9 protein-coding genes and 1 tRNA gene are annotated in these 12,978 nt (G+C 69.9%); 6 read left to right on the top strand and 4 right to left on the bottom strand.

Annotated elements, in window-relative coordinates; genetic code table 11:
- Window positions 1–21: 21 nt before the first annotated feature.
- From BM355_RS03660 to BM355_RS03645, 4 genes are all read right to left on the bottom strand, one after another.
- Window positions 22–1,425, bottom strand: a complete 1,404-nt coding sequence (locus tag BM355_RS03660) for an NAD-dependent succinate-semialdehyde dehydrogenase (RefSeq protein ID WP_091694723.1) — start codon at window positions 1,423–1,425, stop codon at window positions 22–24.
- Between the two features lie 220 nt (window positions 1,426–1,645).
- Window positions 1,646–2,233, bottom strand: a complete 588-nt coding sequence (locus BM355_RS03655; RefSeq protein WP_218154304.1) for a DNA-3-methyladenine glycosylase I — start codon at window positions 2,231–2,233, stop codon at window positions 1,646–1,648.
- Between the two features lie 64 nt (window positions 2,234–2,297).
- A complete protein-coding gene (locus tag BM355_RS03650; protein WP_091694716.1) occupies window positions 2,298–3,458 on the bottom strand; it encodes a YkvI family membrane protein in 1,161 nt (386 codons plus the stop codon).
- A gap of 103 nt (window positions 3,459–3,561) precedes the next feature.
- Window positions 3,562–3,637: transfer RNA gene (locus BM355_RS03645), tRNA-Arg, on the bottom strand.
- A 153-nt stretch (window positions 3,638–3,790) separates the two neighbouring features.
- On the opposite strand from BM355_RS03645, the gene argS reads away from it, so the two are divergent.
- From argS to rho, 6 genes are all read left to right on the top strand, one after another.
- Complete coding sequence (gene argS / locus BM355_RS03640) at window positions 3,791–5,452, top strand: arginine--tRNA ligase (protein ID WP_177227817.1); 1,662 nt, start codon at window positions 3,791–3,793, stop codon at window positions 5,450–5,452.
- On the top strand, window positions 5,452–6,936 hold the full coding sequence (locus tag BM355_RS03635) for a diaminopimelate decarboxylase family protein (protein WP_091694709.1): 1,485 nt from the start codon (window positions 5,452–5,454) through the stop codon (window positions 6,934–6,936). Before argS ends, BM355_RS03635 begins: the two co-directional genes overlap by 1 nt.
- A 26-nt stretch (window positions 6,937–6,962) precedes the next feature.
- A complete protein-coding gene (locus tag BM355_RS03630) occupies window positions 6,963–8,303 on the top strand; it encodes a homoserine dehydrogenase (protein WP_091694705.1) in 1,341 nt (446 codons plus the stop codon).
- Between the two features lie 2 nt (window positions 8,304–8,305).
- Complete coding sequence (gene thrC / locus BM355_RS03625) at window positions 8,306–9,418, top strand: threonine synthase (protein ID WP_091694702.1); 1,113 nt, start codon at window positions 8,306–8,308, stop codon at window positions 9,416–9,418.
- Window positions 9,418–10,404: a homoserine kinase gene (gene thrB, locus BM355_RS03620; protein WP_091694699.1), complete on the top strand. Its 987-nt coding sequence runs from the start codon at window positions 9,418–9,420 to the stop codon at window positions 10,402–10,404. The genes thrC and thrB overlap by 1 nt, the downstream gene beginning before the upstream one ends.
- A gap of 317 nt (window positions 10,405–10,721) precedes the next feature.
- Window positions 10,722–12,875 carry a transcription termination factor Rho gene (gene rho / locus BM355_RS03615; RefSeq protein ID WP_245760575.1) on the top strand — a complete coding sequence of 718 codons (2,154 nt, stop codon included), beginning with the start codon at window positions 10,722–10,724 and terminating at the stop codon, window positions 12,873–12,875.
- Window positions 12,876–12,978 lie beyond the last annotated feature (103 nt).

Here is a 12,978-nt window from a genome sequence, read left to right as displayed (position 1 = left end):
CCCTCCATGGGGCAGGGAGGGTCAGTCCTCGTCCACCACGTAATAGAGGCGCTTGTTCACGAACTCCTCCATGCCCAGCGGGCCGAGCTCGCGGCCGTAGCCGGAGCGCTTGACACCGCCGAAGGGCATCTCGGCGCCCTCTGCGGCGTAGGCGTTGGCGTTGGCCATGCCCACCTGCAGCTTCGAGGCAAGCTTCTCCGCGCGGCCGTCCTCGGTGGCGAACACGGCACCGCCCAGACCGAAGGGGGTATCGTTGGCCAGCTCCAGCGCCTCCTCATCCGAGGTGACCTGGTAGACCACGGCGGCCGGACCGAAGAGCTCCTCGTAGTAGGCGCGAGCCTCCTTGGTGACTCCGGTCAGCACAGCGGGCTCCACGTAGTAGCCGGGTCCGTCCACGCGCTTGCCACCGGCGTGCAGGGTGGCGCCGTTCTTGACGGCGTCCTCGATCTGCTCCACCAGGGCGTTCGCGGCGGCCTCGGAGGAGAGTGGCCCGTAGGTGCCCTCCTGCGGGTTCAGCGGATCGCCGGGCTTCAGGGCCTTGGCCTTCTCCACCAGGCCGGCCACGTAGTCGTCGTAGATGTCATCCATGACGATCATGCGCTTGTTGGAGTTGCAGGCCTGGCCGGTGTTCTCCAGACGGATGGCCAGGGCCTCCTCGGCGGCGGCCTTGGGGTCCTCGGCGGAGAGCACCACGTAGGGATCGGAGCCGCCCAGCTCCAGCACGACCTTCTTCAGGTGGCGTCCGGCCTGCTCGGCCACGGAGGCACCGGCACGCTCAGAGCCGGTCAGCGAGATGCCTTGGATGCGCGGGTCGGCGATGATCGTGGAGATCTGGTCGTGGGTGGCGAAGACGTTCTGGTACACGCCCTCGGGCACTCCGGCGTCGTCCATGATCTGCTGGATGGCCAGGGCCGACTGCGGGCAGATCTCAGCGTGCTTGAGGATGATGGTGTTGCCCAGGACCAGGTTCGGCGCGGCGAAGCGGGCCACCTGGTAGTAGGGGTAGTTCCAGGGCATGATGCCCAGCAGCGGGCCGATCGGCAGCCGCTCGATCACGGCCTTCTGCCCGTCGATGTCCTTGACGACCTGGTCCTTGGTCAGCTCCTCGCCGTTGTCGGCGTAGTAGGAGAAGATGGCGTCGCAGAACCGAGCCTCGCCGCTGCCCTCATTGGCCGGCTTGCCCATCTCGCGGGCGGCCAGCTGGGCCAGCTCCTTGCGCCGCTCGGTGAAGAGGGAGGCGACCTTCTTCACGATGGCCGCACGCTCGGACATGGGCCGCTTGGACCACTCCTGGTAGGCCTTCTGGGACTTCTCCAGCGCCTGCTGGATCTGCTCGTCCGTGGCGGTGTCGAACTGCTTCTCCACCTCGCCGGTGGCGGGGTTCTGGGTGCGGTAGCCCAGGTCTGCAGTGGATGGTGCGCTCATGTGTCACTCCTTGATGGGTCCAGCGGCGCCCGGGGTGATCCGGACGGGGGAGGGAGTCGCCGCACAGCGGTTCTCCCGTCACCGTCCATCCTCGCCGTTTTGGCCGGTGAAGTGAACCAGCGCACGGTGAACGGCGTTCATTTTCGCTGTCAGTGGACGCTGCGGAACCTGAACCACGGGGAGGGCCGGGCGCTGGGGCGGACTCCCGACGACGGCCCCGTCACCACACCCCGGAGGTGCCCCGCCTCCAGGACCCCACCAGATGGGTGTCCACCATCCCCACGGCTTCCATCAGTGCGTAGGCGGTGGTGGGGCCGACGAAGCGGAACCCCCGGCGCTTGAGCTCCCGGGCCAGCGCGGCCGACTCCGCGGACTGCGTGGGGACCTCAGCCACGGTCATCGGCGCCGGGGTGCTGGCAGGCTGGAAGGACCAGAGCAGCTGGGGCAGGTCACCGGGCAGGTCAGGGTCCTCGCGCAGGGCCAGGGTGGCTCGGGCATTGCCGATGGTGGCCAGGATCTTGGCCCGGTTGCGCACGATCCCGGCGTCGGCCAGCAGCCGCTCCACGTCGGCGTCGCCGAACTGCGCCACCGCCTCGGGGTCGAAACCAGTGAAGGCGGCACGGAACGCCTCGCGCTTGCGCAGGATGATCGCCCAGCTCAGGCCTGACTGGAACGCCTCCAGGCTCAGCCGCTCGAAGAGTCCCCGTTCATCGCGCACCGGCATGCCCCACTCGGTGTCGTAGTACTCCCGGAGCAGAGCGTCCCCGGACGCCCATGCCGGACGCAGCCGGCCGTCGTCGCCCCTGATCAGGTCAGGGGAGACCGGGGAGGCAGGGGAAGGAACCGAGACCGGAGCGGTCTGAGGATCCTGTTCAGCCGGCACGGGTGGGCTCCGGTGCGGAGGTGGAGGACGCCCGCCGGCGCCGTCGGTGCAGGGCTGCGGTGACCAGCAGCATCACGATGATCACGATCCCCGCGTAGCCCAGCAGCGGATAGACGATCCCGACCAGCTGGGAGAAGCCCACGCCGGAGAGCACCGCCGTGACCAGGGCCGTGCCGGCCGCCACGGTCCACACCGGGAGCCGGCGCAGGGCGTGCACCCGGCGCAGACGCTGGACGGAGCCGAACAGGCAGGAGACCGCGGTGGTGAACTGTGCCAGCAGCAGCACGGCCAGGAACAGGAAGGAGGCCCACGGGCCGATGCGCGCCGCCAGATCCACCATGGGCAGCTCGGCCTGGCCCACCGCCGAGGCGTTGACCATCAGTGCCGCCATGATCGCCCCCGCCATGGCCACCAGGGCCAACGCCCCGAGGAGCGCGCCGCGGCGCAGACCCCGGCCGGAGACCGCTGCGGCGCCCACCGGGGCGAGCACGGCGTAGGCCAGCTGGATGTTGAACGCCACATAGAGGATGCCGGACATCCACCAGGTGTTGATCAGCGGGGAGGAGTTCACCAGGGCCGTGGCGTCCTGGCCGGTGGGCGCCTCCGGTGTCAGGATCGCCCAGATCGCCACTCCCAGGGCCACCACGATGATCACCGGCACCACGGCCTGCTGCACGCGCACCAGCCCGGTCACCCCGGCCAGCACGCTGAGCACGCAGACCCCGGCCATGATCAGCGCGCCGATCAGGGGCGGCACGCCCAACGGCCCGGTCAGGGCGGCTCCGGCCCCGGCGAGCATGATCACCAGGGTGCCCAGCAGCGAGACCGTGATGCACAGGTCCGCGAACCGAGTGGGCCAGCGGCTGGAGGTGGGATTGACCAGATCGTGGATGTCCTGGGTGCGCAGCCGGTGGGCCAGGGTGAGCACTGTGGCCGAGAGCACGAAGAAGAGCAGGCCGGCGATCAGCAGGGCTCCGATCCCACCCCACACACCGAAGCTGACGAAGTACTGCAGGATCTCCTGACCCGAGGCATAGCCAGCACCGATCGTGGTGCCGATGAACGTGGCCGCCACGCCCAGGACCATGCCTGTCGTCGAGAGGGGGCGCCCCGCGAGGGCGGAGGAGTGCGGTGCTGCGGTGGAGGTCATTCCCTCCACTCTGTCACTGTTGAGGGCCATCCCGACGACGGCCACGTCAGCTCGGTCGGCAGCCCACGGCTGCACGGAGGTGAGGGAGGGGAAGGCCAGAGAATGGTGCCCCCGGCAGGATTCGAACCTGCGGCCTTCTGCTCCGGAGGCAGACGCTCTATCCCCTGAGCTACGGAGGCGGGGGTCCCGTGACGGGACTCGACCACAGTACACCGTCGCGCCCGGTGGCACCGAATCGACGCGGAGGGATCGCGGGGGCGGACGCATCCCGGCCGCGTCACGGGAGGCATCGGATTGGGGAGGGCCAGCGCCAGAACCCTAGACTGTGGCAGGTGACCCCCGAAGAACTCTCCTCCCTGCTCTCTGCCTGCCTGCGCGAGTCCATCGACGCCGGCGAGATCTCTCTGGACGCCGCTGACGTCCCGGCCACCGTGAAGGTGGAGCGACCCAAGAGCCGCGAGCACGGAGACTGGGCCACCAATGTAGCGCTGCAGCTGTCCAAGAAGGCGGGGATGAACCCGCGCGAGTTCGCCACCGTGCTGGCCACCCGTGTGCAGGACCGTGACGGCATCGCCTCGGTGGACATCGCCGGACCCGGGTTCCTCAACATCACCCTGGACGCAGCCGCCGCCGGCGAGCTGGCTCGGGCCATCGTGGAGGCCGGAGCGGAGTACGGCCGCAACGCGGTGCTGGCCGGACGCACCGTGAACATGGAGTTCGTCTCCGCCAACCCCACGGGTCCGCTGCACATCGGCCACACCCGCTGGGCGGCCTTGGGTGACTCGATCGCACGCCTGCTGGCGGCCTCCGGCGCGGATGTCACTGCCGAGTACTACATCAACGACGCCGGTTCGCAGATGAACGTCTTCGCCCAGTCTGTCTACAACCGCCTGCACGGCCTGCCCGTGCCGGAGGGCGGGTACCCCGGCGCCTACGTCCAGGAGCTGGCCGATCAGGTGCTCACCGAGCACCCGGACGTGCGCAATCTGACCGAGGAGGCCGCCCTGCCGGTCATCCGGGAGTCCGCCTACCGTTTTCAGCTCCAGGACATCCGGGACACCCTGGATGCCTTCGACGTCCACTTCGACGTCTGGTTCTCGGAGAAGGATCTGCACGAGTCCGGTGCGATCGAGGACGCCGTGGCCCGGCTTCGGGAGCAGGGCCACATCGAGGACCGGGACGGCGCCGTCTGGCTGCGCACCACCGACTTCGGCGATGACAAGGACCGCGTGCTGATCCGCGCCAACGGTGAGCCCACCTACTTCGCCGCCGACGCCGCGTACTACCTCTCCAAGAAGGACCGCGGCTTCCCGGAGAAGATCTATCTGCTCGGCGCCGACCACCACGGCTATGTGGGACGGCTCAAGGCCATCGCCGCCTGCGCCGGCGACGACCCGAACCACAACATCGAGATCCTCATCGGCCAACTGATCTCGGTCAACGGCGCCAAGCTCTCCAAGCGTGCCGGCAACATCATCGAACTCAAGGACCTGGTCCAGTGGCTGGGCAAGGACGCGCTGCGCTATTCGCTGGCCCGGTATCCCGCGGACTCGCCGATCACCATCGATCCCGAGGTGCTGCAGTCCCGCACCAACGACAACCCGGTGTTCTACGTGCAGTACGCCCATGCCCGCACCCGCGGTGCCGCGCGCACCGCCGAGGCCGCCGGCGTGGACCGGGGGGCGTTCGACGCCGCGCTGCTCACCGACCCCACCGAGTCCGAGCTGTTGGCCCGTCTGGGCGAGTTCCCCTCGGTCGTGGGCCAGGCCGCCAAGCTGCGCGAGCCGCACCGGGTGGCCCGGCATCTGGAACTGCTGGCCTCGGCCTACCACTCCTGGTATGCGGTCTGCCGGATCGTCCCGGTGGCCGGTGAGGACGGCCCCGGGGAGATCTCGGATCTGAACCGCACCCGTCTGTGGCTCAACGAGGCCACCGCCCAGGTCCTGGCCAATGGCCTGGCGCTTCTGGGCGTCTCCGCCCCGGAGCGGATGTGATGGCCGCCCACACCGCCTCGCCCCTGGCACCGGACTGGCTGCAGGTCCCCGAGGACGGCAACGCCCTGGACCCGGTGATCTTCTCCTCCGGAGTGAGTCGGCACGACGACGGCCAGCTGGCGGTGCAGGGCATCCCCGCCTCCCAGCTCGCAGCCGACTACGGAACCCCGCTGCTGGTGGTGGACGAGGACGACTTCCGGGCCCGTGCCCGATCCTTCCGTGATGCCTTCGACGCCGCATTCGAGGACTTGTGCGGGGGAGTGGACGTCTACTACGCCGGCAAGTCCTTCCTGGTCACCCCGGTGGCCCGCTGGATCGCGGAGGAGGGCCTGTGTCTGGACACCGCCTCCGGCGGGGAGCTGGCCGTGGCGCTGCGGGCCGGGGTGGACCCCGCTCGCATCGGCCTGCACGGCAACAACAAGTCTGATGGCGAACTGCGCCGCGCCCTGGAGGTCGGGGTGGGCCGGATCGTGGTGGACTCCCTGGATGAGCTGACCCGTCTCGCCGAGCTGGCGCAGGAGGCAGGTCTCACCGCACCGGTGATGCTGCGGCTGACACCGGGCGTGCACGCGCACACCCACGAGTTCATCGCCACCGCCCACGAGGACCAGAAGTTCGGTCTGTCCATGGCCGACTCCTCCTTCACCGAGGGGCAGGACCCGGACCTCTCCGCCGATGCGCAGCGGATGGACGGGCCGATCCCTGGAAAGTCTCCGGCGGCCCAGGCCGTGGCCCAGGCGCTGGCCGCTCCCTCGATCGAGCTGCGGGGCCTGCACTGCCACATCGGATCCCAGATCTTCGAGGCTGACGGCTTCGCCCTGGCCGCCGAACGGCTGCTGACCTTCCTGGCCGCCATCCGCCAGGACCACGGGGTGGAGCTGGAGGAGCTGGACCTGGGCGGCGGCCACGGCATCGCCTACACCAGCGCCGACGAGCCTCGTGCACCCGAGCAGATCGCCACGGCCTTGGCCGCTGTGGTCCGCGCGGTCTGTGAGCGGCTGCAGATGCGCTGCCCCCGGATCTCGATCGAACCGGGCCGGGCCATCTCCGGTCCGGCCGGACTGAGCCTGTACACCGTGGGCGTGCGCAAGACCGTGGCCGTGGACCATGCGGACGGGACGTTCCCGCGCCGCTACGTGGCCGTGGACGGCGGGATGAGCGACAACCCCCGTCCCGTGCTCTACGACGCCGACTACACCGCCGTCCTGGCATCACGGACCACCGAGGCGACCCCCGTCCTCTCACGGGTGGTCGGCAAGCACTGCGAGTCCGGGGACATCGTGGTGCGAGACGCCTACCTGCCGGAGGACCTGCAGCGCGGTGACCTGCTGGCCGTGCCTGCCACCGGCGCCTACTGCCATGCCCTGTCCAGCAATTACAACCTGCTCACCCGGCCGGCCGTCGTCGCCGTCAAGGACGGTGTCTCTCGGCTGATCATCCGCCGCGAGACCGAGGACGACCTCTTCGCCCGCGAGACCGAGTGAGACCGACCGATTCCTACGGAGGACCATTGACCACCACGCACGAGCCCCTCAAGATCGCCCTGCTGGGTGCCGGCAACGTCGGCTCCCAGGTGGCGCGGATCCTCACCGAGGACGCCGAGATGCTCCAGGCCCGCGTCGGGGCACGTCTCGAGCTGGTCGGCGTGTTCGTGCGCCGCACCGACGCCGAGCGCGAGTATCAGCTGCCCGGTGAGCTCTACACCACCGACGCCGAGGCCCTGGTGGACCAGGCGGACATCGTGATCGAGCTGCTGGGCGGGATCGAGCCGGCGAAGTCGCTGATCCAGCGGGCCATCTCCCGCGGCGCCGCCGTGGTGACCGGCAACAAAGCTCTGTTGGCCCAGCACGGCTCGGAACTGTACCGGGCCGCGGCCGAGGCCGGCACCCAGCTGTCCTTCGAGGCCTCCGTGGCCGGTGCCATCCCCATCCTGCGTCCGTTGCGGGACTCCCTCTCCGGCGACCGCGTCACACGGATCATGGGCATCGCCAACGGCACCACGAACTACATCCTGGACCAGATGGACACCACCGGGGCGACCTTCGACGACGCCCTGGCCGAGGCCCAGCGCCTGGGCTACGCCGAGGCCGATCCCACGGCGGACGTGGAGGGGCATGACGCCGCCGCCAAGGCCGCCATCCTGGCCAACCTGGCCTTCCATGCGCCGTTCACCCTGGACCAGGTCCACTGCGAGGGCATCACCGCCATCACCGCCGCAGACAACGAGGCGGCTGCTGAGGCCGGCTATGTCATCAAGCTGCTGGCCATTGCCGAGCGCATCACCACGCCGGGCGGGGACGGAGCTGACTCCACGGAGGGAGCTGTGCTGCGCGTGCATCCCACGCTGCTGCCCCGTCAGCACCCCCTGGCCGCGGTCCACGGGGCGTTCAACGCCGTGTTCGTGGAGGCGGAGAACGCCGGCGAGCTGATGTTCTATGGACCCGGGGCCGGAGGAGCGCCCACCGCCAGCGCCGTCATGGGGGACACCGTCTCCATCGCCCGTCGTCTGGTGCGCGGGGGACCGGGCCGCACCCACACCCCGCAGGCCACCCTTCCGGCGCTGCCGGTCGGTGACGCCACCACCAGCTACCTGGTGGTGCTGGAGGTCAAGGACCAGGCCGGTGTGCTGGCTCAGACCGCCGGTGTCTTCGCCCAGCACGGCGTCTCGATCGAGGCCATGCGCCAGGTGCCGCTGCCGGAGGGACACTCCGGGCATGCCGAGGCCGAGTCCTCCCTGCGTTTCATCACCCACCGGGCCCTGGAGCGGGACCTGGAGCAGACCGTGGCCGAACTGACGGCCCTGGACGTGGTCACCGATGTGATCTCCGTCCTGCGAGTGGAAGGCAACTGACCATGGCACACCAGTGGCGCGGAGTGGTCCGCGAATACGCCGATCGTCTGCCCGTGACCGAGCAGACCCGGGTCGTCACCCTGGGCGAGGGCGGCACCCCGCTCATCCCTGCACCGGCGCTGTCTGAGCTGGTCCAGGGCGAGGTCTGGGTGAAGTTCGAGGGGATGAACCCCACCGGCTCCTTCAAGGACCGGGGCATGACGATGGCCATCACCGCCGCCGTGGAGCAGGGGGCGAAGGCCGTGGTCTGCGCCTCCACCGGCAACACCTCTGCCTCGGCCGCCGCCTACGCCACCCAGGCCGGTCTGACCTGCGCGGTGCTGGTCCCGGACGGCAAGATCGCCCTGGGCAAGCTCTCCCAGGCCATCGCCCACGGCGCCACCCTGCTGCAGGTGGACGGCAACTTCGACAACTGCCTGGACGTGGCGCGCAAGCTGGCCGAGAACTACCCGGTGTTCCTGGTCAACTCGGTGAACCCGGCGCGCATCGAAGGGCAGAAGACCGGTGCCTTCGAGGTGGTGGACGCCCTCGGCGACGCCCCGGACTATCACCTGCTGCCCGTCGGCAATGCCGGCAACATCACCGCCTACTGGAAGGGCTACCGCGAATACGCGGCCCCCTACGTCAACCCGCATGAGGGGACCTCGGACGAGGAGCTCCCGGCCGTGTCCACCAAGACCCCTGTCATGTGGGGCTTCCAGGCCGCCGGTGCCGCACCGATCGTGCTGGGTCACCCGGTGACCGAGCCGGACACCGTGGCCACCGCCATTCGGATCGGCAACCCGGCCTCGTGGGAGCAGGCCGAGGCCGCCCGTGACGAGTCCGGCGGCATCATCGACTCCGTCACCGACGAGGAGATCCTGGAGGCCCACCGCTGGCTCTCCTCCAAGGAGGGTGTCTTCGTCGAGCCCGCCTCGGCCGCAGGCGTGGCCGGATTGATCAAGCACCATGCCCTGGGCAACGTCCCGGCCGGCAAGCGCTGGGTCATCACCGTCACGGGGCACGGTCTGAAGGACCCCCAGTGGGCGCTGAAGAACGCGGACGGCTCCGATGTCACCCCCCAGAAGGTGGACTATGACGTCGTCTCGGTGGCCGAGGCCCTGGGGCTGGTCTGATGGGCACCTCACCAGCGGTGCCGGGCCCCCCAGCAGAGTCCCGACGACGGCGCACGCTGCCGGCCGGGATCGAGGTCACCGTCTCCGTTCCGGCCACCTCGGCCAACCTCGGACCGGGATTCGACACCATGGGCCTGGCACTGGAGCTGCGCGATGAGGTCACCGTGCGCACCCTGGAGGCCGGCGAGGGCTTCCACGCTGAGGTCACCGGGGAGGGCGCCGGCCACCTGCCCACGGACGGCCGGCACCTGATCATCACCACGGTGCGTGCGCAGCTGGCGCGCGCGGGATGGGACCTGGGCGGACTGCAGCTGACCGCCCACAATCGGATTCCCCACGGGCGTGGACTGGGCTCCTCGGCCACCGCCCACGCCACGGCGGTGCTGATCGCCCAGGCGCTGCTGCCCCTGGAGGATCGATCCACCGAGGAACAGGTCCTGGACGCCGCCTCCGAACTGGAGGGCCACCCGGACAATGTGGCGCCCGCCCTGAGCGGGGGCCTGGCCCTGTCCTGGCAGGATCCGGCCGGGTACCGCTCCGTGCGGCTGGAGCCGCACGCACAGCTGGTCCCGGTGGTCGCTGTGCCCTCGGAGCCGTTGAGCACGGAGACCGCGCGTGGACTGCTCCCGGCTCAGGTCCCGCATGCTGACGCCGCCGCCAACGCCGGCCGTGCCGCCCTGCTGGTGCACGGGCTGACCACAGACCCCAGCGTGCTGCTGGCAGCCACCGAGGACCGGCTGCACCAGGAGCACCGAGCTCCCGCCATGCCCGAGTCCCTGGCCCTGGTGCATTCCCTGAGGGCGGAGGGGCTGGCCGCCGTGGTCTCCGGTGCCGGGCCCACCGTGCTGGTGCTGACCTCGGGCGCAGAGCAGGCCGAGCGGGCCGAGCGGCATATCCGCGAGGCCACCGCCAGCTCGGAACAGCAGTGGCGTGTCAGCGTTCTGCCCGTGGACCGCACGGGTGCTAAGGTGAAGGGACACCGCTGAGAACGAACCGGTCGGCCCTGCGCCACTCCGGAGAGCAGCGGGGACGTTGACGGGATCCGCACTGCACCTCTTCCCGGTGTCGGCCCCTTGGCCACGGAGTCCCGTGTGAACGTCATTCCCCTCAGACCCGGCACGCGCCAGCAGGCGCTCCTGTGGTCTGAACAGGCACCAGCCGGTGCCGCCCCCACCGTCCGGACCGCCGGATGGGTGGATCTGCATCCCGGTCTTCTGCAGCACGATCCTGTGCGGCGGCCGGACAACACCAGCAGGCTCGCTCCGTGCGACAGACCTGCCTGACGAGGGAGAAGGAAACCTTCGTGACCGACACCACTGACACCCCCGTGAGCACCGAGGACTCTGCCGCGCAGCGCCCGGCCGCCTCGAACGGGTTGGCCGGCCTCAAGCTGGCCCAGCTGCAGGCTCTGGCCTCGCAGCTCGGCATCACCGGCGGCTCGCGCATGCGCAAGTCCGATCTGGTCGAGGCCATCTCACGTCATCAGCGCGGCGGCGCCGTCGCCGACCGTGAGGCCGCCCAGCGCAGCTCCGCCGCCTCGAGCGAGGACTCCGCCGAGAAGACCGCCGACCAGGGCGGGGCCGAGTCCGCTCCCGCATCGTCTGCCCCGGCCGAATCCGCCGGTGAGGGCGAGTCCGCTCCCACTCGGGGCCGCCGTTCGCGCGGACGCCGGGCCGAGTCGCCCGCCGGTGCGGCCGAGTCCGCTCCGGCCCAGGAGTCCGGCTCCGAGTCCACCGCTGGGGACCAGCAGGCCGCCTCGACCGAGGAGCAGGGTGGTCAGGACCAGCCCTCCGGCCGCAGCCGCCGTGGGCGTTCCTCCCGTGGTCAGCAGGACCAGCAGGGCTCCGGCCCGTCCGGTCAGGAGCAGTCCGCTCCGCAGGAGCAGGGCGGACAGGACCAGAACACCGGCGGGGAGTCCTCCGAGCAGGACCAGAACGGCCGCGGCCGCGGCGAGCGCGGGGAACGCCGCAGCCGCAACGACCGGTCGAACCGGGGCGATCGCCAGGATGACCGTCAGGATCGCCAGGACCGCAACGAGAAGTCCGACCGGAACGACCGCGGCGAGCGTTCCCAGCGCAACGACGATCGTCAGGATCGCCATGACCGCAGCGATCAGGGCGGCTCCTCGAACCGCGGTGACCGCAACGACCGTCAGAACCGCAACGACCGCGACGACGAGGGCGGCTCGCGCCGCAACCGCCGCAACCGCAACCGCAACGATCGCCAGGATCGCAACGAGCGCGGACGCAACCGTCGTGGCCGCGGCGGCCCCGAGGTGGATGACACCGAGCTGACCGAGGATGATGTCCTGCTGCCCGTGGCCGGCATTCTGGACGTGCTGGACAACTACGCCTTCGTCCGCACCTCCGGCTACCTGCCCGGTCAGAACGACGTCTACGTCTCGCTGTCCATGGTCAAGAAGTACGGGCTGCGCAAGGGCGACGCCGTGATGGGCGCCATCCGTGCACCCCGTGAGGGCGAGAGCCAGAACAACTCCAACCGCCAGAAGTTCAATGCGCTGATCAAGCTGACCAGCGTCAACGGGCAGCCGGCCGAGGAGAACCCCACTCGTCAGGACTTCTCCAAGCTGGTGCCGCTGTACCCGCAGGAGCGGCTGCGCCTGGAGACCGAGCCCAAGAAGATCGGTCCGCGCGTGATCGATCTGGTGGCGCCCATCGGCAAGGGCCAGCGCGGTCTGATCGTCTCGCCCCCCAAGGCGGGCAAGACCATGATCCTGCAGTCCATCGCCAACGCGATCACCACCAACAACCCTGAGGTGCACCTGATGATGGTGCTGGTGGACGAGCGCCCGGAGGAGGTGACCGACATGCAGCGTTCGGTCAAGGGCGAGGTCATCGCCTCCACCTTCGACCGTCCGGCTGACGACCACACCACCGTGGCGGAACTGGCCATCGAGCGCGCCAAGCGACTCGTGGAGATGGGGCGTGACGTCGTCGTGCTCCTGGACTCCATGACCCGTCTGGGCCGTGCCTACAACCTGGCCGCTCCCGCCTCGGGCCGCATCCTCTCCGGCGGTGTGGACTCCTCGGCGCTGTACCCGCCCAAGCGGTTCTTCGGCGCCGCCCGCAACATCGAGAACGGCGGCTCGCTGACCATCCTGGCCACGGCTCTGGTGGAGACCGGGTCCAAGATGGACGAGGTCATCTTCGAGGAGTTCAAGGGCACCGGCAACATGGAGCTGCGTCTGTCCCGTCAGCTGGCGGACAAGCGCATCTTCCCGGCGGTGGACGTCAACGCCTCCGGCACCCGGCGCGAGGAGAACCTGCTCTCCTCCGAAGAGGTCAAGATCATGTGGAAGCTGCGTCGCGTGCTCTCGGGTCTGGACACCCAGCAGGCGCTGGAGCTGCTCACCAACAAGATCAAGGACACCCAGTCCAACGCCGAGTTCCTCATGCTGGTCTCCAAGACCACTCTGGGACTCAAGGGCGAGGACTAGGACCCCGACGGCGGCCCCCGGCCTTCCGCAGACCCACCGGCTCCACCGGTGGTCACCGCGGAGGGACGGGGGTCGACCCGTCTCTGCAGATCCGGCTGACCCG

Origin of the sequence: Micrococcus terreus, from assembly GCF_900116905.1 — a bacterium.
GTDB classification, from domain to species: Bacteria; Actinomycetota; Actinomycetes; order Actinomycetales; family Micrococcaceae; genus Citricoccus; species Citricoccus terreus.
The sequence above is the reverse complement of the archived record's forward strand: the minus strand, read 5'-3'. Positions and strand labels throughout refer to the sequence as shown.